Here is a 23,738-nt window from a genome sequence, read left to right on the forward strand (position 1 = left end):
CCGATCCACCGGTGGTCATGACCTGAAAATTACCTCGTGACTAAATTAGATCTCATAGTCATGCAATAGTCAAAAAATAAGCCGCTCTTAAAAGCAGCCCAAGGTTTACATTTCTAGATCCGGCTGATATGATATATTATAAAAACTTGGTGACTAAATGTCAATCGATATTCACCAAATAAATTATAAGGAGTCGTAGATGTCTAAATTTACTGAAAGTGAGAAGGAACAAATAAGGCAATGCCTTTTAACGAAAGGTAAGGAGCTTTTTATTCAATATGGCCTCTCAAAAACCAGCATCGACGACCTTGTTCAGGCCTGCGGGATTGCCAAGGGTTCCTTTTATAAATTTTACTCCTCAAAGGAAGAGCTTTTTTATGTCATTTTGAATAACCAGGAAGAAATTACAAACAGGCTGTTAGGAGAGCACTTTAAAGAAAGTCTTCCTCCCAAAGAGATGCTCTCCTCCTTCTTTCACCTGGCCTTTCAGCTGGCCGACGATAATCCCCTTTTACAGCAATGGCTGCAGGATGGGGAACATGAACGCATAACCCGTAAATTACCCAAACATCTCATAGAGGGCTTTTCCCAGGGTCACTCAAAAAAAGGGATACTTTTCGTTCAGTCTTTAATTCAGCGCGGCATACTGAAAGAACAGGATCCCGAGGTAATTGAGGGGGTCATGCGTGCCGTTATGATGCTTCGACTTATTAAAGACAGGATAGGCGCTGATTTGTTTCCCAAAATTATGGACTTAATTATAGATTATGTTTCGGAGGGGCTAACCGGGACCGGGCGATAGGCCGGCTTCACCATGTCGCCCCCCAGCTCTATCCCGCATCGGCCCGGGAAATTAACCGGAGGGACGCGCCTCTATTTGAAGCATAGGCAGAGGCCCTGAGGAATGTCTCCAACGCGGGTTTGTCAGGGGAATACCCCCTGACAAACCCAAGGCACATTTATATTTTACTGGATGAGGCGGGTAATACGTTTTTTCTTCCATGACCACTGATAATAGGAATATTGCAGAACCAGGCTTACAATGAAAGCCGCCGGGTACCCGATCCATATGCCCCGGATGCCCAGGCCGCTATAGCGGGACAGCAGGTAGGCCACCGGAACCTCCACGCCCCAGATGGCAACAATACCGAAAACCGTTGGCCACAGCACGGTTCCACTGGCCCGCATGGTGGCGGTAATAATCTGCGCATGTCCAAAAATCAAATAGCTCCACAGGGTGATCATGAGAAGACCATGGGCAATATTAAGCGTATTCCTGCTGGTTATGAACCAGGACAGGATATCCCGGGAGAAAAGATAAACCAGTATGATTAAACATCCGCCGATAACGTAGTTGAGCAAAATCCCGGCCCGGATCACATCTTTGAGCCGGCCAAGCCGGTTTGCCCCGATGGACTGGGAGGCGAAAATCGATACCGCCATGCCGAGGCTGATGGCCGGCATCTGGACATAGCTGGCAACCTGGTTTACAGCGCCATAGGCCGCGGTGGCGTCGGAGCCGAACCGGTTCACAAAGGAAATAACGGCAATTTCAGAAAGTGACACCAGTATCATACTGATGCTTGACGGAATGCCCAGGCGCAGCAGCAACCTCAGCAATCCAAAATCTATCCGGAGATGCTGACGCACGGATGCGTCAAATTGCAGCGGATGTTTGACTTTGCCGAGATAAATGAGCATCAGTATAAAGGTAATCACCGTGGAGAACACCGATGCGTACGCCGCGCCGTATATCCCAAATCTGGGCAGGCCCAGCCACCCGAAGATCAGAAAGGGCAGCAGGCACAGGTTCAGTACGGTGCTCACGAAAAGAGTGTAAAATGGGGTCTTGGAATCACCCGTGCCGCGCATGAAGGTTGTGTAGGCAAAATACAAGAACATGACCGGCAAGGACCAGAACAATATCCGCGCATAGTGTACACTGACGGCGATAATGTTGGCCGGGGTTCCAATCAAGCGCAGTATGTCCCAGGTGAATATGCCGCCAATTAACGCCAGCACCAGGCCCAGCAGGAAGGTAAAGGTAAGGGTTGTCCCGACGATTGCCTTCATCCTCTCCTCATTACGCGCGCCGAATGCCTGCCCAATCAGTATTGAGCTGCCGGCCCCTATGCCAATGGTAAAGGAAACCATCAAAAAGAATAGCGGAAAGAAGGCTGAAATGGCGGCTAAGGCGGCTACGCCCAGCCATCTGCCCACGACAATGCTGCCCACCAACTGGCCCACCGACTGCAGCCCGTTGCTTAAAATCAGCGGTATGAGAAAAATAAGCATGGAGCGCCATACAGGTTGACTGTCAAAATGTTGCTGCCGGGAATTAGCGTCTTCTCTGATTATTTCCGGTTTCGATTTGATGGCAGAAGAAGAGCTGGTGATTGTTTCATCCATTGTTGTTTTCGTCCTTTAAAATTTAATTGGGCAATACATTTTCACATGTATTTTTCCCTTTAATCTTTTTTTGATTTTCTCAAGGGCGGTTAAAAATCCGCAATCCCTTCTTATCCCTTGTCCCCAATATCCGTTTTTGAGCTCTTTAAGCAGAAACATTCCAAAACAGGCCAAAACAGCTCAGCAGGACAAACATTGCCGCATATTGATTGCTTTACTTTAAACATTTTATGTTTTTGTTTGTTTTTTGTCAACCACTCCCCGGGAAAGTTGAGCAAAATAAAAAATCCGGCCTTTCCCATTAGCAAGGGCCGGACTTTACCTTTGGCGCCAATTACCGGCGAAGAGACAGGGGTTTTAAAGCCTGGAGACCGCTCATCACAGCCTGCCCGATTTCCAGTTCTGTAAAGTATTTTGCAGGGGTTTTTTTTATTATCTCACCGCAGAAAGTTCACCAAGCCGCTCAATAGCCTTCTCAACTTCCTCACTCCATTTGACGGCAAAATTAAGCCGGAAGTTCCTTCTGTAGTGCTGCCGGGAGGAAAAAAGAACACCGGGAGCGATGGATATTCCCTCCTCAGCCGCGGCAACAGAAAGCTTAACGGCGTCATGCCCCGGAGGCAGTTCAACCCATAAAAAATGACCGCCCCGGGGATTACATGTCCGGGTTCCGGCTGGAAAGCACAGGGCGATTTTGGCCTGAAGCAGCCCGGCATTTACCTGGTATTTCTTTCGCAGAAGCCGCAGGTGCCGCTTCAGCCCTCCGCCCTTTAAGTATGACGCCAGTGCCAGCTGGGTTACCACGGGTGTGGCAAGCACGGACATGGCATGACAGCGCAGTATGTCCCGGGTGTGCCTCCCGCCGGCCAGCCAGGCGACCCTGTATCCCGGGGCCAGCACTTTACTAAAGCTCCCCACATGGAGCACCGTATCCGGGGCCAGCGCCTTTAAAGGACGCGGCCGGTAAGTATCATAGGACAGTTCTCCGAATGTATCGTCCTCGATGATGGGAAGGTTATAGTCTAAGCAAAGTTTAACCAGTTCCTCTTTATTTGTGTCGGGCATTACCGCCGCTGTGGGATTTGAATAAGCCGGCGACAGTATTACGCAGGCGGGGCGCAGCCCCTGGCGCAATATGGTTTGCAAGGCGTCCACCGCCAGCCCGCTTTGCGGATCACACGGGATTTCAACCGCCTTCAAATTAAAAAACTGCAACAGGGAGTAAAAACCGTAATATCCGGGTGATTCAACGGCAACGGTATCTCCGGGCCGGGTCACTGCTCTGATAGCCAGCATTAGGGCCTGGGTCGCCCCGGCTGTCACAACAATTTCTTCTTCCGGGGTAACACACCCGGCTTCCATCATCCACCTGGCTATCCTTTCAACTAAAACGCCCTGCCCCCCGCCAATGCAATATCGGTTTACCAGTTCGGGGTCCGAGCGGGCAACCCGGGCCAGGCAAATACTCAGCTCTTCACTGGGATAGTAATCCGCCGCGGGCATCCCGCTGCCCAGGGGAAGTACATCCTTTCTTAACGCTTGGGTTAAAAGCCTTTCCACAGACTCCGGAATCAGTACCGATTCGGTCCTGAGAGCAATATCAGACCGGCTTACCCGGGGGGGCCGGGCCAAGGGGGGTGAAGCGTGCAGAGCCCCGGGACGAACATAGTAGCCGCTTTGCGGCCGGCTTTCAATAAGCCCCAGGCTTTCCAGCCGGCGGTACCCCTCAAGGACGGTCATTACACTAACCCCCATTTGTTTGGCCATGGAGCGGACAGAGGGTACCCGTTCACCATCTTTTATTGTATTCAGACTGATAAGGTCTTCAATTCTGCGCATAATTTGGTCATACTTTTTTATTCCCATCACAGCTCCCCACCGCTTATTCCAAACAATATAAAACAGTAATGGTAATTTTACAACTGTTACAGGTCAACTTTCTGTAAACTGTGCCTTTCTATTTTATAAAAACAAGGTTACTATCACTAACAAAGAAGTTGTGTCCCCCGACCTTATTAAAGAAAGGTGAGAGAAATGGCAACCCTTCGCCGGATGAATAATGAGGATCGTATATCTGTTATTGACATCTTCAATCATTATGTTGAGCAAAGCTTTGCTGCCTTCCCGGAGGAAAAAATACCCTATGCATACTTCGATGAGATATTTCTAAGGAGCGATGGTTATCCCAGGATAGTTGCGGAGAATCAGGATGGAAGTGTTGTTGGTTTTGCCCTGCTTCGCCCGTATAACCCCATCCCCGCTTTCCGGGGCACGTGCGAAATCACTTATTTTATCAAACCCGATATGACAGGCCGGGGACTGGGAACCCTTATGCTCGGGTTCCTGCTGGAGGAAGCCAAATCAACAGGTATCCGGAACATACTGGCGGAAATATCCTCCATTAACAAGGACAGCATCCGTTTTCACCACAGGCGCGGGTTTAAAGAATGCGGACGCTTTCCCGGCATAGGCCGAAAAAAGGGTATTTATTTCGATGTCATTTGGATGCAGCTGACGCTATAAGTAAAGGGAGGCATATTATGGCGACCGTTAACTGCCATGCGGATGCAAAATGTGCCCGGGCATACGCCAAGAAAGCGGGCCGTACCAATGGCTTAATGAAACAAACATTGCACCCTGGACTATTTATATATTGAGGAGCCTGTATTAGGAGTTCATACAATTTATTACGGAAAAAATAAGCAAGGGGTTGTCGCTCCAAAAAGCGATAACCCCTTGCTTTACAAACAATCTGGCTGAGAGACAGGATTCCAACCCGGATCACAGTCTACCTGATTTCGGGTTCCTTGTGCCTCTTTATTTTTGGTTCCAATTTAGTTGCCGAAGCAGCGTTTATATTTCTTGCCACTGCCACAGGAGCAAGGATCATAGAGAAAGATTATTGACAAGAATGTTAAAATAGGCTAATATCAATTTGAAAATTATCGAAATGTAATATAATTGACAAGGAGCTCACCTAATGTGGATATTAAGAAAATGGCAAAAATATTTAAGGCTCTTTCCAATCCGAATCGATTAGAATTATATTTAAAAATTGCTGACGCCCGCGAATCCGATTTTCAAACGAGCGGTGAATGTTTCGTCACTGATATCATCGACTCTTTAAATATTGGTGCTCCCACTATTTCGCACCATATTAAAGAATTGGCTAACGCTGATTTAATCATCACGGAAAAAAGAGGGAAATTTTTAACCTGCCGGGTTAATGAACAATTGGTAGCTGAAATAATTAAGCTGTTAACATTGCGGCAATCCACTAAATAATCTAATTCTCCCGAATTGCGGCTTAAGCAGTTTTTAGAAGGCTATGGGCAATTATATTTTTTATTTTAAACTTTGATATTTATCAAATTTAAAAAATATCAAATAAAGTAAAAAATAAATTCAAATTTTTGGAGGGGTCTTCATGAGAGTTATTATTTTTGGAGCTACGGGGATGGTCGGCCGGGGTGTTTTGCGGGAATGTTTGCTTGACTCTGAGGTTCAAGCCGTTCTGACGGTTGGACGCAGTGCGACAGGGCTGCAACATGGTAAGTTGCGTGAGATAGTACATAAGGATCTACAGGATCTTTCCACAATCGAAGGCTCTCTTTCGGATTACGATGCATGCTTTTTCTGCCTTGGGGTAAGTTCAACAGGTATGACGGAGCAAGACTATCAGCGCGTGACCTATGAGATCACATTGGCAGTGGCGCGGAATCTGGTTAAACTTAACTCCGGCATGACGTTCATCTACGTGTCGGGAGCCGGCGCCGACAACACCGGGCGGGGGCGCGTCATGTGGGCCAGAGTGAAGGGTAAGACCGAGAATGCGCTGCTGTGTTTGCCATTCAGGGCAACGTATATGTTCCGCCCCGCATACATTCAACCGATGCATGGAATTGTATCAAAGACAAAGTTGTACAGGGCGCTGTATGCCGTGCTGGGTCCGCTCTATCCCGCGTGGAAGACGTTTTTCCCGAGGCATGTCACAACAACAGAAAATGTGGGGCGTGCGATGATCAAAGTCGCCAGGCGGGGAGCTCCAAAACCGGTTCTTGAAAATCATGACATCAACAGTATTTGCCTGTGACTGGCGGAATTCAGATATAACCAGGGTGGTTGGCCCACTGGCATTTGAGGAGTTTTTCCGGTTTTGATAGTGTTCTTATATTGCAAACTTTTTTAATTGTAAAATTGTCGAAATTTAAAAGTGAATACAAGGAGGTTCTATAATGAAAACAGTGTTTATTACAGGTGCTTCTTCGGGAATTGGTAAGGAAACAGCCAAACTGTTTCAGGAAAGGGGATGGAATGTTATTGCCACCATGCGCAATCCCCAGGCGGAAAAAGAATTGGTACAATTAAAAAACATAAAAATATTACAGTGTGATGTAACGGAGCAAAATAGCATTAAAACTGCTGTAAACGAAGGAATAAAAGCTTTTGGCAATATTGATGTTCTGGTTAATAATGCCGGATATTATATCCTTGGGCCATTTGAAGCTGCAACACATGAACAGATAAAACGGCAAATTGACACTAATTTATTTGGATTAATCGAAGTTACCAAAGAAATAGTCCCTCATTTTAGAAAACAAAAATCCGGTACCATTATCAATGTATCTTCTATCGCAGGAATAATTTCCATCCCGCTGCAAACTCTATATCATGCCACCAAATGGGGAGTGGAAGGTTTTTCTGAATCATTACAATATGAATTACGGCCATTTAATATACGTGTTAAAATTATTGAACCCGGTGTCATCAAAACCGATTTTTACGGCCGTTCCATGACTGTGATGCAGGATGATGAAATAAAAGAGTATGAATCATATTCTCAAAAAGTTGTAAAAAATATTTTAAAAAACGGAGAAAAGGGCTCCAGCCCGGATGGAGTTGCCAAAACTATTTATAAAGCAGCTACGGATAACAGTACAAAATTACGGTATCCCACAGGATATTCAAAGGAAATGATTTCTATACGTGCAATGTTGCCGCTAAAAGTTTATACTTCGCTGGTAAGAAGTGCAATGGAAAAATAAATAAAAATACCAACAAGGGATTCCCACTTCCCTCGTGAAAATCCCTTGTTGGTTATTATTTCTAACGGAGAGACAGGGATTCGAGCCCTGGAGACCGCTCATCACAGCCTACTCGATTTCGAGTCGTGTGGAGGGCTTTCTAGGTATTTTCTGAATCGCTTTGGGCTTTGCCTCTGGGTAATAGTCGGTCATCGCCGCAGTCAAATCCGCTCTATGCTTAAGCTTGCCTAAGTTTACGTCTAAGTCTTCCCAAGTCACATAAACCCTATTTTCCTGAATAAATTTTTGCTCATATTCCCCGTGTGAACCGGCGCGGGTGAGCCAAATAGCCATTCACAACCCTCCATTCACTAATCATACCAAAACCAAATCCAACCCCTATAAATTCAATCGCTTGTTCTAGCAATTGTCCGTACTCCTTTAACCAAGCCTTTGCCTTCTCTATCGTCGGAGCTTGTGTTCGGACAATGTTCCAGAACCTGGGCGTATGGTTTGCTTCGATGAGATGAGCAAGCTCGTGTATGATAACATAGTGGTGGCGTATTGCGTGCTCAACTTCTGCAGCCTTGGTCTTTGTTCGCTTGCGCGTACCAACCTGTTTCTGAAAATCATCGTCAAGGATAGAAATGGGTTTTACCTTTACCTCAATCCCCTTTGATTCAAGATAAGCGTCAATAATACTGCGCAGCTTGGGTGGGATGCCTTTCATGCTCAGGCGCTCGTCACGGAAATGTTTCCCGGCCAGCACTTGAAGGTGTAGAAAATGAGGATTATCAAAACAATGGAAGACATTAGCCTGCTGAGGCAAGCCGGAGCGCTTTCGCCAGTCTTGCCGGACGAAACTGAGCATCAGCTCACAACCGTTTATGAGAATGTCAATGAAGGCGCTAGCATCGAAGAATTCAGCTTGCGGGACATCGGCCCCATCGTGGTGCTTGAACCCGGCGACAACGTACGTGACCTGGAAGAAATCGGCTTGAACTCAGAAGACGGCGGCCCGTTGGGAGCAGCCTCGGAGTGGGTGGAACTCATGGAGAGGGACGGCCAGAAATTCTACAGCTTGGTGATTGTGCTGAACAACGAATACGCCATAAACATATATTGCCCTCCGGACGCAGCAGACGATGAAGCCCTACAGTGGCTGGAGGAACAGGCCGGCACCGCATAAGCCCCAATCTCAAATACTGAGGTTGGGGCCTTTTAGTATCCTGAGAAAGGAGAAACGAATTGCACCAAAAAAATTGACTTAACCCATTGGTTAATATTAATATATAGGTATAAACACAGGAGCTACTGAATATAATATAGCAAAGGAGCACCCACAATGTTGGCATTTAATAGCGATGGGCTTTTGCCTCCGGGTGATTACCCATTGGCCATTAGTGACTTAAGAAGTTCCTTACTCGTCAACGGACCTGAGGATGTCATAGGTTGGGATATAAAGTGGCGTCTGTATTTGGTAAACCAGCTGGAAATAGTGGTCAGTCAATTATGGACGGTAGGAATAACGGAAATTTTTATCAATGGTTCATTTGTCGAAGACAAATTGCACCCCAACGATATCGATGGCTACTTCGTTACTGATCTTATGCGCTTTGCAACTGGTGATTTACATAAAGAACTGAACTCTTTTGATCCCGGAATCTGGACATGGGATCCTAAGAGTCGAAAACCCTACAAAGGTCATACAAAAGCACAGTTGCCAATGTGGCATAAATACCGTGTTGAACTCTACCCACATTGTGATGGTATTTTTTCAGGTATATTGGATGAGCATGGGAATAATCAACAATTCCCCGCAGCTTTCAGGAAAACTCGTGATACATTTCAACCTAAGGGGATCATAAAAATCATCAGATGATCAACACAGGAAAGCAGAATAGGTACAGTGTTTCAAAGGATATGGCATTTATTTTTTGGAAATTTATTTTTGTATATAAAGAAAGGGTGTTTATAGTGATACGAACTGATAAAGAATATTCGGCAATGAAAGAACGGCTTCTTCAGGATGAGAAATTAATTCAGGCGCAAGAAGAGGAACTAAAAAAATTGGGATTAACAGAAGATCAAATAAAACGGGTTGTAGAGCCTACTATTAGCTTTCATCAGCAACTCAAAGAAGAGGTTGCCTACTATGAGCGTATTAAAAAAGGGGAATTTGATGCCCTTGAAAACTTGTCCGGATTGGGTAGAATTTTAATTGGTGCTAGAATAGCGATTGGTATTTCCCAATCTGATCTTGCTAATCGTTTGGGTGTTTCCGAGGCCCAGGTTTCAAAAGATGAACGTAATGAGTATCATGGAATGACAATTGAAAAAGCTCAAAGAATTTTAGATGCCCTTGACATCAAGCTTATTAGCAAAGTAGAATCCCTCCCCAAAAAGCTTGCCAGTTAAAAAAGTATGTAGTTTTATGAACTCCTTGAGCGGATAATGACCACCGTCGGCTCTCCCGTTGGCTGCATGAGATTTTACCTATAAAAATACCAAGTGGGTTATCGCTGTAACTGGCGATAAACCCACTTGGTTTTCATGTAATCTGGCGGAGAGACAGGGATTCGAACCCTGGAGACCGCTCATCACAGCCTACTCGATTTCGAGTCGAGCGCCTTCGACCAGCTCGGCCATCTCTCCATTTTACATTTTCCCAGCAAAAACAAGTATAACACACACCGGTGCCGGTTGACAACACAACCGGCGCTGTCAGTTATTATCATAGCTATTTTACCGTCACTATATCGCCCCGGGTTATTTTTAGCAATTCATCGGGGGTCAGTTTAAATACAGCGTTTTTTGCACCTGATATATTACTCTGCCTAAGAGGGAGTTTGAACATAAAAAAACCCGGACCGTTGGGCGCCTTCCGGGAAATTTTTGTTGATTCTCAGAAATAAATTATTTGTCAATTTTATGTCTTTGCCTCAGGGCTTGAAAAAATCTTTTAATAATGGCGGCGCATTCCTCCGCCAGCACACCGGAGATCACTTCCACCCGGTGGTTGAACCTGGGCTCTCTGACCACGTCCATTATGGAGTCCACGGCTCCGGCCTTAGGGTCCGCGGCGCCGTATACCAAGGTTTTAATTCTGAACTGGACCATGGCGCCGGCGCACATGGGGCAGGGCTCTATGGTGGAATACAGCGTGCATTCGTTCAGCCGCCAGTCACCCAGGCGGCGGGCCGCTTCCCTCATGGCCAGCATCTCGGCGTGAGCCGAACTGTCCGCAAGTATTTCCCGGAGGTTGTGGCCCCGGCCGATAATTTGGCCTTCCCGGACCACCACCGCCCCTATGGGCACCTCTCCCAGGTCGTAAGCCTTTTGAGCCTCCAGCAGGGCTTCCCGCATATAATCGGGATGATCCACCGGTACATCCCCTTTATACTATGATCCGCGGACCGGACTAAAAACAAGTATGCCATAATCCATGTCCGGCCGATAACATAACCTGTATTCGTTAATATAGCCTTAACCGCTATCCGCTTAACATAAGAACATTGCACAGTTATATAAGGTACAGCCTGTCACCGGCGTCCCCCAGTCCGGGAACTATATAGCCCACCTCATTGAGCTTCCAGTCGATGGTGCCGGCAATTATGCCAATGGCGGGGAATTTGCTCTTAATCTGGTTTATGCCTTCCTCAACGGCAAATCCGCAGGCAAAAATAATTTTCTCCTGGGAATAACCGGCGTCCTGAAGTATCTCCAGGGTTTTTACGCTGCTGTTGCCCGTGGCCAGCATGGGGTCCAGCACGAAAACGGTATCAAACAATTCCGGGTTTTGCGGTATTACGCTAAGATAAGTGCAGGCCTGCAGGGTTTCATGGTCCCTGGATACGCCCACATGGGCCACCCTGGCGGCAGGAAGCAATTCCAAAAAACTGTCCAGGAATCCCAGGCCGGCCCTCAACACCGGCACCAGCAGCACTCTGCCTGATTCTACCGCTTCTCCCGGAGCCTCCACATCCAGGGGTGTAATTACCGGGGAAGATACTGCCTGTAATTGCCTGGTGGCCTCCACGGCCAAAAATAAACCCAGACCCTTCAGGGACCGGCGGAACATTTCAATGTCCGTATCCCGGTCACGGAGAATCCGGATGTGATGACTTGCCAAAGGATGTTTTAACACTGTAACGAAACTCAAATCAATACCCCCGTTCACAACATAAAAATGCGCGATCCAAGTAATCTTCGACAAAAGCCACGGTTTTCCTCTATGCATTTAACAGTACAAAAAATCCCTTCTAGTCCCCTTCACCCAGCATTTCATCAGCCTCGATATCTTTTGCCCTGCCGTCGAGCTCCTTTAAGCCGGTGCCTGGCCGGGTATCCTCTTTGGGTATAACACCCGCAAAATGCCTTGCGCCATCGGTATATTTATTTTTTACCCGGTTAAATAACAATTATAAATATGTTATTATTGGCTAAACCACTTTCGGCGCATTTTGACATTATATCTTCTTACTTTCATTTGCATATGAAACTATAATATTAAAAAATTCACAGGAGGCGATTTATTTTAATGTTTCGTTGTTTAAAAATGATTTTACTGGTTACCTTCCTGCTGACCGCCCTTACTGCCCCGGCATACGCCGACAGCAGCAGCCAGTATAAGGGCTACCCGGTGGTAAAGGTTTCGGTGGACGGGAAAGAGCTAAAAGGAGATGTGCCGGCAATAATTATGGACGGGCGCACCCTTGTGCCCCTGAGGTCCATTGGTGAGGCCCTGGGGATGGACATAAAATGGGACGATACAGCCAAAACCGTTTATATCCAGTCGACCCCCGGCGGCGGCATTACGACACCGGCACAGGCAGCGGCAAAAGAAACGGTAAATATAGGTTTATTGGCCCCTCTCAGCGGAGATGTTTCCTCCTTCGGGCAGTCCCTGGAAAAGGCATTTATTCTGGCCGTTGAAGAAAAAAGCAAAATAGGGGACTATACCGTCACTGCTTTTACCCAGGACGACCGGAACGACCCCACCGAGGCGGTCAGCATGGCCACAAAGCTGATCAAAGAAGACAAGGTAAATGCCCTGATAGGCTCCCTGACTTCAAGATGTTCAATCCCGCTGGCAACACTGGCCGGCCAGGAAAAGATACCGATGATTACTCCCACCGCCACCAGCCCCAAGGTCACCGAAGGGAGCATTGACGGGTACGCCTTCAGGGCCTGTTTCGAAGATCCCTACCAGGGCAAACTGGCGGCAAAATTCTCTCTGGACAATTTAAACAAAAAAACCGCCGCGGTTTTGTATGATAAACATAACGACTATTCACTGATGCTGGCCGAAAACTTTAAAGAAAGCTTTACCACCGGGGGCGGAACAATTACCGGCTATATCGGCTATGAGGGAAATGACACGGACTTCGGCCCGGTGCTGACTGATATCGCCGAAGAGAACCCGGATGTTCTATACCTGCCGGACTATTATATTAAGGTTGGCCTGATCGGCAAGCAGGCCCGGGAAAAAGGCGTCAAAGCCGTGTTTGTCGGCAGCGACGGCTGGGATTCCCCGAATTTGGACTATGCGGCAATGGAGGGAGGCTATTTTACCAACCATTATTCCAACGACGATCCCCGCCCCGAGGTAAAGGCCTGGGTTGAAAAATACAGGGCAAAGTACGGCTCCGACCCCGATATAATTGCGGCCCTGGGCTACGATGCCACCGGACTGCTGCTGAAAGCCATTGAAACGGCTAATTCCAATGATCCGGTCAAAATTAGGGAGGCCTTAAAAAGCATCGGTAATTACCCGGGTGTAACAGGCGGCATTAGTTTTGATAAAGACGGCAATCCCATAAAGTCCGGTGTAATTATGCAGGTTAAAAGCGGACAGCTGCAATATGTAACAACTATTAACCCATAATTAGAAAACCCCCGCAAAATTTTGCGGGGGTTTATTTCCCATGGTGCGCCCGGAGAGACTCGAACTCCCGGCACGCGGTTTAGGAAACCGCTGCTCTATCCACCTGAGCTACGGGCGCATATGGCGTGCCTGAAGGGATTCGAACCCCCGGCCTTCTGATCCGTAGTCAGACGCTCTATCCAGCTGAGCTACAGGCACGTATTATGTCCGGCGTTCACCGGCGAATTATATTGTAACAAAATACATAACCCAAGTCAAGAACTTATCCGCTATATATATCTGACAGATTAACCAGTAATCTCCCCGCCCCGTAACATAAAGGCGCCAGCCGGATAAGGCGCGCTTTCCGCAATAAACCGTGTCTTCTATCCCCGTTCCCGCATATTAATGTTAATGTGATATAAAAGCGGGGAGGGGGTGGCCCTTTTGTCAAAAGTAATGTTTTCGGTGATTATACCGGTAAAAAACGAAGGCACCCAAAACGTTAAGATGACGCTGGACTCCATGCTGCAGGCCAACCCGGACATTAACCACGAAATAATTGTGGTTGACGATAACTCCAACGACGGCTGCTGCGACTTTTTACGATACAGGAATAAAGGTTACGAAAAAGTCATACTGGTAAAATCCCCGGGTCTGGGCGCCGCCGGCGCCAGAAATCTGGGGGCTGAATACTCCCGGGGAAATATTCTGGTGTTTTGCGACGCCCATATAACCGTCCCGCCGGACTGGCTGGCGGTATTCTCCACGGATTTTTCCCACGACATTGTGGACGGCGTTTCACCGGGCATCGGCTCAATGGCGGATCCCAACGCCGTGGGCTACGGCCAGACCTGGAACGGGCAACTGGAGTGCAAATGGCTGAGCACAAAGTTTAACAGACTCACCCAGGTGGCCCTGCTGCCCGGGGGCTGCATGGCCTTCCGCCGGGAAGCCTTTGACCGGGTGGGAGGATTTGACCGGGGGTTCCTGGTATGGGGCCACGAAGACGAGGAAATATCCTTTAAAATGTGGTTATTCGGGCACAATCTCTACGTGGAGCCCGATGTGAAGGTGCTGCACCTTTTTCGGCCCAGGCACCCCTACCCTGTCACCATGACACACATTCATTATAATTTTCTGCGCCTGGCCTGCTCCCACCTTAACGAGGAGCGCCTGGCCAAAGCCTTTAACATTTTAAAAAAACATGCCGGCTTTGAACAAATTTTATCCTCGATATGCCTGAGCAATGTATGGGAGCAGCGAAAAGATTATCTGTCAAGGCGCAGCAGGGACGATAACTGGTTTATGAGGCGTTTCGGAATTGATTTTTAATGCCGTCAAACTTTCCCCGGCCTCCTTGATGTTATATAATTTTGTTAAAACACCCGTTAGAGGTAAAAAAAATGAATAAATCTCAAAAGGTTATACAATTTGAGCCCAGGAAAAAAAAGAAATTAAAAGACGTTAATTATGTTTCGCCGGAAAAAAAGGAATTACTCCGTCAGCGTGAAAAACAAAAAAAACTGTCTAAAAACAGCCACAGAACCATCGTGCTGGTTGGTATATTTTTGCTGATAGTGGCTGTGGTGGTTATACTCGATTATTTAATCTAAAAAGCAATATAAATGCCGCACCTTCCGGCGGTGCGGCATATTGGTATTTTATCTGGCGGAGAGTGAGGGATTCGAACCCTCGATACAGGTTTATGCCCGTATACTCGCTTAGCAGGCGAGCGCCTTCAGCCAACTCGGCCAACTCTCCATATAGCTTCATATTGGCGGAGGGGGTGGGATTCGAACCCACGGAACCCGCAAGAGTTCAACGGTTTTCAAGACCGCCTCCTTCAACCGCTCGGACACCCCTCCAGGCAGGCTTTCCCCAGCGGCATATATCAGTATAGCATAGCCTAATATGCCTGTCAATAAAAGCCCTGCCCCTGTTCCTGTCAATATAAGTAAACTATAAGTTGAACATCCAATCCCGCCATAAACCCTCCCGCTCCGGCACTTCCCAGCCGCCGGGCTTAAAGCTTTAACAAAGCGGTCCGGGTGGCCCCATCTGTCAGTTCCTTATATACTCTGTTCCCATGTAGGGTACCAGCACACCCGGTACCTTCACGCTGCCGTCTTCCTGCTGGAAATTCTCCAGTATGGCGGCCACGGTCCTGCCCACCGCCAGCCCGGAGCCGTTTAAGGTATGCACGAACCTGGGCTTGGCCTTTCCATCCTTAAACCGTATATTCGCCCTCCTGGCCTGGAAGTCCTCAAAATTGCTGCAGGAGGAAATTTCCTTGTAATCGTTGTAACTGGGCAGCCATACCTCTATATCGTAGGTTTTGGCCGAGCTAAAGCCCATATCCCCGGTACACAGGCAAACGGTTCTATAGGGCAGCTCCAGCAGTTGCAAAGCTCTTTCCGCATTCAGGGTAAGCTTCTCCAATTCCTCGTAAGAATCTTCCGGGCGGGTAAATTTAACCATTTCCACCTTGTTGAACTGATGCTGGCGGATAAGCCCCCTGGTATCCCTGCCGGCCGCCCCGGCCTCAGCCCTGAAGCAAGCGCTGTAGGCGCAGTGTGAAATAGTCAACTTGCCGCCGTCCAGTATTTCATTGGAGTACAGGTTGGTCACCGGAACCTCGGCGGTGGGAATAAGGTAATAATCGGTTCCCTCCACCTTGAACATATCCTCCGCGAATTTGGGAAGTTGACCTGTTCCCACCATGCTGGAGCTGTTCACCATAAAAGGCGGAAATACCTCCACATATCCGTGCTCCCGGGTGTGCAGGTCCAGGAAAAAGTTAAAAACGGACCTTTCCAGCCGGGCTCCCAGACCTTTGTAAAAGGTGAACCTGGCGCCGGTTACCTTGCCTCCCCGCTCGAAATCGAATATATCCAGGGATTCTCCTATATCCCAGTGAGCCTTGGGCGCAAAACCGAAATCAGCGGGCCGGCCCCAGCGACGCACCTCCACGTTGTCATTGGAGTCTTTGCCGTAGGGAACAGTCTCGTTGGGGATGTTGGGAATTGTCAGCAGCGTTGCCTGCAATTGCTCCTCCAGATCCTTTAGCTCGTCGTCCATTTCCTTTATCCGCTGGGAAACCTGGCGCATTTCCAGCACCTTGTCTTCCGCTTCCTGTCCGCTTTTTTTCAGCCTGCCGATTTCCTCGGACACCACATTGCGCCGGTTTTTCAGCTGCTCCACCGCATGCAGCTTTTCCCGGCGGGTTTCATCCAGCTTTAAAAAGGGATCCAGCAGGGATACGTCGGCTCCCCTCCTGGCCAATCCTTCCTTAACCTCTTCAGGATTAGCGCGCACAAATTTTAAATCCAGCATGGTATCATACCTCCGCCACAGATCATAATATAATATTTCTCCGGCCCAGCCGGTTATAATCACCAGGTAAGTACTATTATTGCCAATTTATGCCGGCACTACAACCTGACAACCCCATTAAATGCAGACCGTCATTAGTAATAATAACACAGATATTTCAGCAAGAAACAGTAGCCTGGTGACTTTCTCCGGCGAAATTGTTCAAAAACAAGAAAACCTTCCAATTGAGCCGTCAGGCCGCCCATAATAATTTACCGTAAGCCGGGAACATCCCTTCGTGAACCTGTTAAAAAAACGGTTAAAGACACCTGCCTTTAACCGTTTTTATATGAAAACCTTATTTAAATGCTGAAAGAAAGCCGCTTGGGGGAAATCACAGGTTAATCATCTTCACCTCAATGACCCCGTCAATGGCGGCGATTTCTTTCAGGGTTTCGTCCGGCACCAGGCCGTCCACCGCCAGGATCATCACCGCTTTGCCGCCTATTTCCTTGCGGCCCACCTGCATACCGGCGATATTGATGTTGTGCTCGCCGATAAGCGTCCCCACAGGACCTATTATACGGGGCTTATCCACATGGGGAATATAAAGCATATGCTGGCTGGGCACGGCGTCAATGCGGTAGCCGTCTATCATCACCAGCCGGGCGTCGCTCTGTCCGAAAAGAGTTCCCGCCAGGCATTTGTCGCCGCTGTCGGTATAAACCTTTATGGAAATCAGATTGGCATATCCCTCCGAGTCCCCGTCAGTGGTCTGGAACACCTGAATGCCCCGGTTTTTGGCCAGCAGGGGAGCGTTGACGAAATTAACGCTTTCCTGGAGGATGGGGTCCAACAAGCCCTTGAGCAGGGCGGTGGTAAGGGGCATAACATCCTGGCTGGCCAGTTCACCGCTGTATACAACCTCAACCTTTTTAATCCTTCCGTCCACCAGGTGGGCATGGAAGCGGCCCAGTTTTTCCGCCAGGCCAAGGTAGGGTTTAATAACAGCCAGGGCCTTGGGGCTGATGGATGGAATGTTTACTGTGTTTTTCACCAGCTTGCCGGTAAGGGCATTGACTATTTCCTCCGCGACGTCCACAGCCACGTTCAGCTGCGCTTCCCTGGTGGAGGCGCCCAGGTGCGGGGTGGCGATAAAGTTGGGCAGTTCCAGCAGCGGGCTTTCCAAATTAGGCTCTTTTTCAAACACGTCCAGGGCCGCCCCTGCCACCTTGCCGGACATCATTCCTTTATACAGGGCCTCCTCGTCCACTATGCCGCCCCGGGCGCAGTTGACGATGCGCACGCCCTGTTTCATTTGAGCTATGGTATTATCATTGATCAGATGATAGGAGTTCTTGGTTTTGGGCATATGAATGGTTATAAAGTCGGACTTTTTAAAAACCTCTTCCAGGGGCATCAGTTCCACCGCCAGCCTGGAGGCGTTTTCCTCGGTGATAAACGGGTCGTAGGCGATAACATTCATCTCCAGGGCCTGGGCCCTTTTGGCCACGGCGGAGCCGATCCGGCCCAATCCGAGAACACCCAGGGTTTTTCCCCTTAGTTCCACGCCTAAGAAGGCCTTTTTATCCCAGACCTTTTCCTTCATTTTACCCACGGCCTGGGGAACGTTTCTGGCCAGGGCCAGCATCATGGCGATGCTGTGCTCGCAGGCGGCAATGGTGTTGCCGTCCGGGGCGTTGACCACCAGCGCCCCTTTTTTGGTGGCGGCTTCCAGATCAATATTATCAACCCCGACGCCGGCGCGGCCCACCACCTTTAAATTGGCGGCGCTTTCAAAAACCTTGGCGGTAACCTTGGTGGCACTGCGCACTATCATGGCGTCGTACTGGGAAATGGCGGCGCATAATTCATCCTCGGTCATCTTTTGCCCTATAACCACTTCTATTTCGGGGTTTTCCCGGAGAGGTTTCAAACCCTCCTCGGAAACACCATCCATAACCAGAACTTTCATTATTTGCTCCCTCCCATCAGTACTTCCTGGGCTGCCTTAAGGCCGGTCCCCAGTTCCATGGCATGGCCGGCTTTTTTCAGCGCCATCTCCAGAGCGCCAATGGCTATTATTACGTCCATTCTGTCGGCAAATCCCATATGGGCTATTCTGAAGGCCTTACCCTTTAATTTGCCCTGGCCTCCGGCAAAGGTTACGGCAAATTCCTTCTTGGCTATTTTACGGATATCGTCGGCTCCCATGCCCTCGGGGCTATAAATGCCCGTTACCACCGGAGAAGCCCAGGCGTCCTCAGCCAGCAATTTCAGACCCAGCGCCCTGGCGGCGGCCCTGGTGGCCTCAGCCAGTAATTTGTGCCTGGCATACACGTTGTCCATGCCCTCATTCATCATAATTTCCAGGGCCGCGTCCAGTCCCACGTAAAGGGACACGCCGGGTGTATACGGGGTATTCCAGCTGTCTATTTTACCCTTGCAGGCCGGCAGGCTGAAATAAAATCTCGGGGAGGTATTTTTATCAATTACAGCCCAGGCTTTCGGGCTGACACTTACCATAGCCAGCCCGGGGGGAAGCATCATGGCCTTCTGGGACGCGGTTACCAGAATGTCCACATTCCACTGGTCAACTTTTATTTCGATGCCGCCCACTCCGCTGACCCCATCCACCAGCAGCAGCGCCGGGGTTTTTGCCACCAGTTTGCCTATGGCTTCAATGTCGTTCAAAACACCCGTGGAAGTTTCATTCTGGGTGGCCAGAACCACCTTGTACCGGTTGGCGGACAGCTTCTCCTCCACCTGTTTTACGTCAACGCAGCTGCCCCACTCAAACTTGAGCTCATCCACCTCACCGCCGTAAATCCTGGCCAGCTTGGCGAACCTTTCGCCAAAGTTACCGGTTACCAGAGCCAGAACTTTGTCCCCGGGGCTGACGGTATTGGCAATGGCGGTTTCCATGCCGCCGGTACCGGTCTGGGTCAGCACGAATATATCGTTTTTTGTCTGGAACACCACCTGGAGCTTTTCCACTATCCTTTTATACATGGCGGCGAATTCCTCTGTGCGGTGGCCGAACATGGGCCGGGAAATCGCCTCCAGCACCGAGGGAGGAACAGCCGTGGGTCCCGGAATCATTAAATAATTTTTTCCCTGCATTTAAATTACCCCTTTCGTGTTCACAGCCGGTTAAAAATCACCGGATATTAAAATTATTTATAAGTTAAAAAACAACAATTGTCCCCATATTTAGAATAAAATAGAATCCTTATCGAATAGCTGACCCCACCTTTACCCCAAAGGGGAAACAAAATAAAAAACCTCCCGTCTCCCCTTGGATATTTCCAATAGGGACGAGAGGTATTTTCCCGCGGTGCCACCCTTTTTGGCAAGGGCAAAAAACCAGCCCAAGCCCACTCATCGTTGTAACGGGTATCATCCCGTGCCCGCCTACTTTTGCTTTCAGCGGGCCCCCTTCGGAGAGCTCTTTCGCCAGCCGCCCTACCGGTTTACACCTGCCACCGGCTCTCTGTGAAAGACCTTGCTGGTTACTTTACCCCTGCATAAGGTTTTTTTTGAACTTGAAATAAATAATACAACATCGAAAACCATTTTGCAACATATAATTACTGTTTTGCTAAATGTTCATATTTTCTAAAAAATATTTGTGCAGCCGGTTGTCCCGGGTAAGTTCCGGATGAAACGCCAGCACCATAAATCTTCCCTGCCTGGCTGCAACTATTTTATCGCCGTGGCGGGCCAAAATCTGCACATTGCCGTCTACGCCCAGTATATAGGGCGCCCTGATAAAAACCGCCCGGAAGGGCTCTTCTCCTATAGCCTCAATGTTAATGTCCGCCTCGAAGCTATCCACCTGCCGTCCAAAAGCATTGCGCTCCACGGAAATATCCATCAGTCCCAGCCGGGGCTGGGAGGAGCCGGCAATTTCCCTGGCCATCATAATCATCCCGGCACAGGTCCCCAAAACCGGCAATCCGTTTTCAGCCTTTTCCCTGATGGGTTCAAAAAGGCCAAAATCATTCATTAATTTTCCCATGGTGGTGCTTTCCCCGCCTGGTATAACCAGCCCGTCCAGTTTATCAAGCTGCCCGGGAAGTCTTACCTGAACCGTATCCACTCCCAGGGAACGCAGCATCTTTTCGTGTTCTATAAAAGCCCCCTGCAGGGCCAGCACCCCTATCAGCATTTCTACCAGCCCCTGTCCTGCATCCTTTGTTCAGGCTGAATGGAAGCAATCTCAATTCCTGGCATAGCCTCCCCCAGATCCTTGGATACTTCCGCCAGAATCTGCGGGTCGTTGTAGTGGGTGGTGGCGGCCACAACGGCCTTGGCCCTGGCTGCCGGATTGTTTGATTTGAATATGCCCGATCCCACGAATATCCCGTCGCAGCCCAATTGCATCATCAAAGCGGCGTCAGCCGGTGTGGCAATACCGCCGGCGGCAAAGTTCACCACGGGCAGACGTCCCAGTTCCTTTACCTGAAGCAGCAGATCATAAGGAGCGCCCATTTCCTTGGCCGCAGACATCAGCTCTTCCCCGGGCATATTCTGAATGCGCCTTATTTGGCCCATTACCATGCGCATATGGCGGACCGCCTCCACCACGTTGCCGGTGCCGGGCTCTCCCTTGGTGCGGATCATGGCCGCGCCCTCGCCTATTCTCCTTAACGCCTCGCCCAGGTTGCGGCAGCCGCAAACAAAGGGTACTTTAAAGGCATTTTTATCTATATGGTGATGTTCGTCCGCCGGAGTAAGCACTTCACTCTCATCTATGTAATCTACCCCCAGGTGTTCCAGTATCTGGGCCTCCACAAAATGACCGATGCGCACCTTGGCCATCACCGGGATGGTAACTGCCTCCATTATTCTTTGTATTATTGTGGGATCCGCCATCCTGGCCACACCGCCAGCCGCCCGGATATCCGCCGGAACGCGCTCCAGTGCCATGACCGCGCATGCCCCCGCCTCTTCGGCTATCTTTGCCTGCTCCGGGGTTGTAACGTCCATTATTACCCCGCCCTTGAGCATTTCCGCCAAACCTTTTTTAACTGTCCAGGTTCCTTTTTCCGCCACTTAAAGTTCCTCCTTATTATGGTCAGGGGCACACTTCCATATTTTTGCAAAAACATTTTCTTTCTTTACAAATTTGAAAAGGAATGTACCCGACATATAGATATTCTTATCACCATTCTAAACCATTGGCAATAGTTTTTCCTGACCCGGTTATTTTATCATTTTGTTGTACTGATTGAAAATGTTTTCCACTAATCCATTAAGACTTTTTCACTAGGAAGTTACGCAACTGCGCACAGTTTGTTTTCCTTGATTGGCCTCGGAGGATGTCGGGAAGCCGTCTTTTTGCTTTGCGGCAGTCCCGGTTAACGGTGCGAAGCGAACGGTGGCAATCTTGTTTTGAGTGAAAAAGTCAATGTCATCCTTTCCCCGGAGTCGGTCTCTGCCCTGGTCTTGCCTCTTACTATGGGACGCACATGGGGCTGAGAGCTGCTGACTATGCGTTTATCGATCCGGTGTATCCTTGTCCGGTACATTTCTCCACCTCCAAGTGCAAGCCTTTTACATGTTTGAACCTGTTTTCCTTGGATAATAATTCGGCAAAAATATCGTCAATCCTTTGTTATTACTGGATCTCATAGCTATTCCAGCAAACCCTGATTAACGGTTTTTTCCTTGCTTATCTTAAATAAAAGAGTACCAGATAGCCGGTGCTGATAATTATCGACATAATCATCATGGGAAAAGCCACCTTGGTAAAATGTATAAATGTAAGGTATGCGCCTCTCTTTTCCGCCATGCCGGCCACAACCACATTGGCGGAAGCTCCTATGAGGGTGCCGTTGCCGCCCAGGCAGGCTCCCAGGGACAGTGACCACCACAGTGGCTCCAAATTGGCTATCCCCCCCAGACGCCCCATTTCCTGGATCAGCGGGATCATGGTGGCTACAAAAGGTATGTTGTCTATAAAGGCCGACAGTATGGCGGAAAGCCAGAGTATCAGCAGCCCTGTGGGCAGTATGGCCCCGCCGGTCACTTCCAGTGACTTTCTGGCGATGGCTTCGATGATTCCCACATGCTCCAGCGCCCCCACAATAATGAACAGTCCCACAAAGAAGAATATAACCGGCCATTCCACCGCCGACAGGGCGTGTTCCGGCTCATCCCCGGTTATCAGCAGCAAGAGCGTCGCCCCGGCCAGGGCCACGGTGCCGGACTCCAGGTGCAGGTACTGGTGCAGTACAAAACCAAGTACGGTTATGGCGATAGCCGCCAGACATTTTTTTAAAAGTTTTTCATCCTTGATTTCGTCCTTTTCATTCAGCGCCATTATGTTCCTTTTCAGCTCTTCCCGGGTAACCATATCTTTTCTGTATAATACTTTCAGCCAAATCATAGCGGCTATGTGAATCACCACAATGACAGGGGCCAGGGCCAATACAAAATCCATAAACCCAAGTCCCGTGGCGCTGCCGATCATAATGTTGGGCGGGTCTCCTATGAGGGTGGCGGTGCCCCCTATATTGGAAGCGACCACCTCGGCAATTAAATAGGGTATGGGATTTACGTCCAGCTGTTTGGCAATTACAAAGGTTACCGGCACTATGAGCAGCACCGTGGTAACGTTGTCCAGCAAGGCGGAGCTTACCGCCGTGATGGTAGCCAGGGAAATCATTATCTTAGCCGGGTCACCCTTGGCGACCTTGGCGGCAAACACCGCCATGAACTCGAACACCCCGGTACGCCTGGTTACCCCCACTATGATCATCATGCCTGTCAGCAGGCCGATGGTGTTGAAATCAACGCTTTCAACAGCCTGCTCCTGGCTGACAATCCCGGCTAAAATTACTATCATGGCGCCCGCCAGGGCCACCACCGTACGATGAATTTTTTCCAGCATGATCATTGCGTAGGTAAGCAGAAAAATTCCACCGGTAAACAAAATCTGCGTCTGAGCCGACATAAAAATCACTCCGTCCCTTATACAATTCTCGGCTTCGCTTTGACAAGGAATAACCCTTTAGTAATTTTTGATTTATTTCAGCAACTTCAGAGGAAAAGCGCCTCTCATCTTCCGTCACTTGCGGAAGAGCGTCCGCCAGGCCCTGTTCCAGCACCACCGAGTC

General features: G+C 49.0%; 25 protein-coding genes, 5 tRNA genes and 1 other annotated feature. Of the genes, 11 read left to right on the forward strand and 19 right to left on the reverse strand.

Annotated features, from left to right (window positions below; genetic code table 11):
* Positions 1-199: 199 nt before the first annotated feature.
* Positions 200-802 (forward strand): TetR/AcrR family transcriptional regulator, encoded by a 603-nt coding sequence (locus DCCM_RS12150; RefSeq protein WP_104372667.1) that lies wholly within the window; start codon positions 200-202, stop codon positions 800-802.
* A gap of 164 nt (positions 803-966) precedes the next feature.
* Here the strand turns inward: DCCM_RS12150 and DCCM_RS12155 are convergent, their stop codons facing one another.
* Both DCCM_RS12155 and DCCM_RS12160 read right to left on the reverse strand, forming a co-directional pair.
* Positions 967-2,409, reverse strand: coding sequence for an MATE family efflux transporter (locus tag DCCM_RS12155; RefSeq protein ID WP_104372668.1), 1,443 nt, complete (start codon positions 2,407-2,409; stop codon positions 967-969).
* A gap of 432 nt (positions 2,410-2,841) precedes the next feature.
* Positions 2,842-4,275: an aminotransferase-like domain-containing protein gene (locus tag DCCM_RS12160; RefSeq protein WP_104372669.1), complete on the reverse strand. Its 1,434-nt coding sequence runs from the start codon at positions 4,273-4,275 to the stop codon at positions 2,842-2,844.
* Between the two features lie 168 nt (positions 4,276-4,443).
* On the opposite strand from DCCM_RS12160, the gene DCCM_RS12165 reads away from it, so the two are divergent.
* Positions 4,444-4,932, forward strand: a complete 489-nt coding sequence (locus DCCM_RS12165) for a GNAT family N-acetyltransferase (RefSeq protein ID WP_104372670.1) — start codon at positions 4,444-4,446, stop codon at positions 4,930-4,932.
* A 311-nt stretch (positions 4,933-5,243) separates the two neighbouring features.
* On the opposite strand, the gene DCCM_RS19745 is transcribed toward DCCM_RS12165, so the two are convergent.
* A complete protein-coding gene (locus tag DCCM_RS19745) occupies positions 5,244-5,318 on the reverse strand; it encodes an SEC-C metal-binding domain-containing protein (RefSeq protein ID WP_373855460.1) in 75 nt (24 codons plus the stop codon).
* Between the two features lie 73 nt (positions 5,319-5,391).
* Here DCCM_RS19745 and DCCM_RS12175 point away from each other — a divergent pair, with 73 nt between their 5' ends.
* The 3 genes from DCCM_RS12175 (at position 5,392) to DCCM_RS12185 (ending at position 7,454) form a co-directional block, all read left to right on the forward strand.
* Positions 5,392-5,694 carry an ArsR/SmtB family transcription factor gene (locus DCCM_RS12175; protein WP_104372671.1) on the forward strand — a complete coding sequence of 101 codons (303 nt, stop codon included), beginning with the start codon at positions 5,392-5,394 and terminating at the stop codon, positions 5,692-5,694.
* Between the two features lie 142 nt (positions 5,695-5,836).
* Positions 5,837-6,502 (forward strand): NAD(P)H-binding protein, encoded by a 666-nt coding sequence (locus tag DCCM_RS12180; protein WP_104372672.1) that lies wholly within the window; start codon positions 5,837-5,839, stop codon positions 6,500-6,502.
* Positions 6,503-6,644: 142 nt separating this feature from the next.
* Positions 6,645-7,454, forward strand: coding sequence for an SDR family oxidoreductase (locus DCCM_RS12185; protein ID WP_207655592.1), 810 nt, complete (start codon positions 6,645-6,647; stop codon positions 7,452-7,454).
* A gap of 108 nt (positions 7,455-7,562) precedes the next feature.
* On the opposite strand, the gene DCCM_RS12190 is transcribed toward DCCM_RS12185, so the two are convergent.
* Positions 7,563-7,787, reverse strand: a complete 225-nt coding sequence (locus tag DCCM_RS12190) for a hypothetical protein (protein ID WP_207655593.1) — start codon at positions 7,785-7,787, stop codon at positions 7,563-7,565.
* Entirely contained in the window at positions 7,744-8,304 is a 561-nt protein-coding gene (locus tag DCCM_RS19020) for a M48 metallopeptidase family protein (RefSeq protein ID WP_207655594.1), read from the reverse strand. The genes DCCM_RS12190 and DCCM_RS19020 overlap by 44 nt, the downstream gene beginning before the upstream one ends.
* Here DCCM_RS19020 and DCCM_RS12205 point away from each other — a divergent pair.
* From DCCM_RS12205 to DCCM_RS12215, 3 genes are all read left to right on the forward strand, one after another.
* Complete coding sequence (locus DCCM_RS12205; protein ID WP_174705161.1) at positions 8,284-8,622, forward strand: hypothetical protein; 339 nt, start codon at positions 8,284-8,286, stop codon at positions 8,620-8,622. The genes DCCM_RS19020 and DCCM_RS12205 overlap by 21 nt on opposite strands.
* A 156-nt stretch (positions 8,623-8,778) precedes the next feature.
* Entirely contained in the window at positions 8,779-9,315 is a 537-nt protein-coding gene (locus tag DCCM_RS12210; RefSeq protein WP_231702761.1) for a DUF6932 family protein, read from the forward strand.
* Between the two features lie 95 nt (positions 9,316-9,410).
* Entirely contained in the window at positions 9,411-9,851 is a 441-nt protein-coding gene (locus tag DCCM_RS12215) for a helix-turn-helix domain-containing protein (RefSeq protein WP_104372697.1), read from the forward strand.
* A gap of 143 nt (positions 9,852-9,994) precedes the next feature.
* Here DCCM_RS12215 and DCCM_RS12220 read toward each other — a convergent pair.
* The 4 genes from DCCM_RS12220 to DCCM_RS18670 form a co-directional block, all read right to left on the reverse strand.
* Positions 9,995-10,088, reverse strand: a tRNA-Ser gene (locus DCCM_RS12220).
* Between the two features lie 261 nt (positions 10,089-10,349).
* Complete coding sequence (gene tadA, locus DCCM_RS12225) at positions 10,350-10,817, reverse strand: tRNA adenosine(34) deaminase TadA (protein ID WP_112787737.1); 468 nt, start codon at positions 10,815-10,817, stop codon at positions 10,350-10,352.
* 139 nt (positions 10,818-10,956) lie between these two features.
* Positions 10,957-11,595, reverse strand: a complete 639-nt coding sequence (gene upp / locus DCCM_RS12230; protein WP_104372674.1) for a uracil phosphoribosyltransferase — start codon at positions 11,593-11,595, stop codon at positions 10,957-10,959.
* Between the two features lie 100 nt (positions 11,596-11,695).
* The gene (locus DCCM_RS18670) at positions 11,696-11,854 is read right to left on the reverse strand and encodes a hypothetical protein (RefSeq protein ID WP_165792137.1); all 159 of its coding nucleotides are present in this window, start codon (positions 11,852-11,854) and stop codon (positions 11,696-11,698) included.
* A 119-nt stretch (positions 11,855-11,973) separates the two neighbouring features.
* On the opposite strand from DCCM_RS18670, the gene DCCM_RS12235 reads away from it, so the two are divergent.
* Complete coding sequence (locus DCCM_RS12235; RefSeq protein ID WP_231702762.1) at positions 11,974-13,320, forward strand: ABC transporter substrate-binding protein; 1,347 nt, start codon at positions 11,974-11,976, stop codon at positions 13,318-13,320.
* Between the two features lie 41 nt (positions 13,321-13,361).
* Here DCCM_RS12235 and DCCM_RS12240 read toward each other — a convergent pair.
* Both DCCM_RS12240 and DCCM_RS12245 read right to left on the reverse strand, forming a co-directional pair.
* Positions 13,362-13,438 (reverse strand) — tRNA-Arg (locus DCCM_RS12240).
* Positions 13,439-13,441: 3 nt separating this feature from the next.
* Positions 13,442-13,518 (reverse strand) — tRNA-Arg (locus tag DCCM_RS12245).
* A gap of 228 nt (positions 13,519-13,746) precedes the next feature.
* Between DCCM_RS12245 and DCCM_RS12250 the strand changes: the two genes are divergently transcribed.
* Together DCCM_RS12250 and DCCM_RS12255 are read left to right on the forward strand one after the other, a co-directional pair.
* Positions 13,747-14,634, forward strand: coding sequence for a glycosyltransferase family 2 protein (locus DCCM_RS12250; RefSeq protein WP_104372676.1), 888 nt, complete (start codon positions 13,747-13,749; stop codon positions 14,632-14,634).
* Positions 14,635-14,705: 71 nt separating this feature from the next.
* A complete protein-coding gene (locus DCCM_RS12255; RefSeq protein ID WP_104372677.1) occupies positions 14,706-14,915 on the forward strand; it encodes a hypothetical protein in 210 nt (69 codons plus the stop codon).
* Between the two features lie 53 nt (positions 14,916-14,968).
* On the opposite strand, the gene DCCM_RS12260 is transcribed toward DCCM_RS12255, so the two are convergent.
* The 8 genes from DCCM_RS12260 to DCCM_RS12295 form a co-directional block, all read right to left on the reverse strand.
* A tRNA-Ser gene (locus DCCM_RS12260) sits at positions 14,969-15,063 on the reverse strand.
* Between the two features lie 14 nt (positions 15,064-15,077).
* Positions 15,078-15,167: transfer RNA gene (locus DCCM_RS12265), tRNA-Ser, on the reverse strand.
* Positions 15,168-15,363: 196 nt separating this feature from the next.
* Positions 15,364-16,635: a serine--tRNA ligase gene (gene serS / locus DCCM_RS12270; protein ID WP_104372678.1), complete on the reverse strand. Its 1,272-nt coding sequence runs from the start codon at positions 16,633-16,635 to the stop codon at positions 15,364-15,366.
* Between the two features lie 373 nt (positions 16,636-17,008).
* Positions 17,009-18,589: a phosphoglycerate dehydrogenase gene (gene serA / locus DCCM_RS12275; RefSeq protein ID WP_174705162.1), complete on the reverse strand. Its 1,581-nt coding sequence runs from the start codon at positions 18,587-18,589 to the stop codon at positions 17,009-17,011.
* Positions 18,589-19,737, reverse strand: a complete 1,149-nt coding sequence (locus DCCM_RS12280) for a pyridoxal-phosphate-dependent aminotransferase family protein (protein WP_104372680.1) — start codon at positions 19,735-19,737, stop codon at positions 18,589-18,591. The genes serA and DCCM_RS12280 overlap by 1 nt, the downstream gene beginning before the upstream one ends.
* Positions 19,738-19,924: 187 nt before the next feature.
* Positions 19,925-20,152 (reverse strand) — a binding site (T-box leader).
* A 63-nt stretch (positions 20,153-20,215) separates the two neighbouring features.
* The gene (pdxT, locus tag DCCM_RS12285) at positions 20,216-20,785 is read right to left on the reverse strand and encodes a pyridoxal 5'-phosphate synthase glutaminase subunit PdxT (protein ID WP_104372681.1); all 570 of its coding nucleotides are present in this window, start codon (positions 20,783-20,785) and stop codon (positions 20,216-20,218) included.
* 2 nt (positions 20,786-20,787) lie between these two features.
* Complete coding sequence (pdxS, locus tag DCCM_RS12290) at positions 20,788-21,672, reverse strand: pyridoxal 5'-phosphate synthase lyase subunit PdxS (protein ID WP_104372682.1); 885 nt, start codon at positions 21,670-21,672, stop codon at positions 20,788-20,790.
* Between the two features lie 619 nt (positions 21,673-22,291).
* Complete coding sequence (locus DCCM_RS12295; RefSeq protein WP_104372683.1) at positions 22,292-23,575, reverse strand: ArsB/NhaD family transporter; 1,284 nt, start codon at positions 23,573-23,575, stop codon at positions 22,292-22,294.
* Positions 23,576-23,738: the final 163 nt, after the last annotated feature.

This window comes from Desulfocucumis palustris, assembly GCF_002933875.1.
GTDB classification, from domain to species: domain Bacteria; phylum Bacillota; class Desulfotomaculia; order Desulfotomaculales; family Desulfocucumaceae; genus Desulfocucumis; species Desulfocucumis palustris.

Bases quoted from the DNA above. Each gene is read 5' to 3' on its own strand.
- DCCM_RS12150 (WP_104372667.1), top strand. From the start codon at position 200: ATGTCTAAATTTACTGAAAGTGAGAAGGAACAAATAAGGCAATGCCTT.
- DCCM_RS12155 (WP_104372668.1), bottom strand. From the start codon at position 2,409: ATGGATGAAACAATCACCAGCTCTTCTTCTGCCATCAAATCGAAACCG.
- DCCM_RS12160 (WP_104372669.1), bottom strand. From the start codon at position 4,275: ATGGGAATAAAAAAGTATGACCAAATTATGCGCAGAATTGAAGACCTT.
- DCCM_RS12165 (WP_104372670.1), top strand. From the start codon at position 4,444: ATGGCAACCCTTCGCCGGATGAATAATGAGGATCGTATATCTGTTATT.
- DCCM_RS12180 (WP_104372672.1), top strand. From the start codon at position 5,837: ATGAGAGTTATTATTTTTGGAGCTACGGGGATGGTCGGCCGGGGTGTT.
- DCCM_RS12185 (WP_207655592.1), top strand. From the start codon at position 6,645: ATGAAAACAGTGTTTATTACAGGTGCTTCTTCGGGAATTGGTAAGGAA.
- DCCM_RS12190 (WP_207655593.1), bottom strand. From the start codon at position 7,787: ATGGCTATTTGGCTCACCCGCGCCGGTTCACACGGGGAATATGAGCAA.
- DCCM_RS19020 (WP_207655594.1), bottom strand. From the start codon at position 8,304: ATGCTCAGTTTCGTCCGGCAAGACTGGCGAAAGCGCTCCGGCTTGCCT.
- DCCM_RS12210 (WP_231702761.1), top strand. From the start codon at position 8,779: ATGTTGGCATTTAATAGCGATGGGCTTTTGCCTCCGGGTGATTACCCA.
- DCCM_RS12235 (WP_231702762.1), top strand. From the start codon at position 11,974: ATGTTTCGTTGTTTAAAAATGATTTTACTGGTTACCTTCCTGCTGACC.
- DCCM_RS12255 (WP_104372677.1), top strand. From the start codon at position 14,706: ATGAATAAATCTCAAAAGGTTATACAATTTGAGCCCAGGAAAAAAAAG.
- serS (WP_104372678.1), bottom strand. From the start codon at position 16,635: ATGCTGGATTTAAAATTTGTGCGCGCTAATCCTGAAGAGGTTAAGGAA.
- serA (WP_174705162.1), bottom strand. From the start codon at position 18,589: ATGAAAGTTCTGGTTATGGATGGTGTTTCCGAGGAGGGTTTGAAACCT.
- DCCM_RS12280 (WP_104372680.1), bottom strand. From the start codon at position 19,737: ATGCAGGGAAAAAATTATTTAATGATTCCGGGACCCACGGCTGTTCCT.
- pdxT (WP_104372681.1), bottom strand. From the start codon at position 20,785: ATGCTGATAGGGGTGCTGGCCCTGCAGGGGGCTTTTATAGAACACGAA.
- DCCM_RS12295 (WP_104372683.1), bottom strand. From the start codon at position 23,575: ATGTCGGCTCAGACGCAGATTTTGTTTACCGGTGGAATTTTTCTGCTT.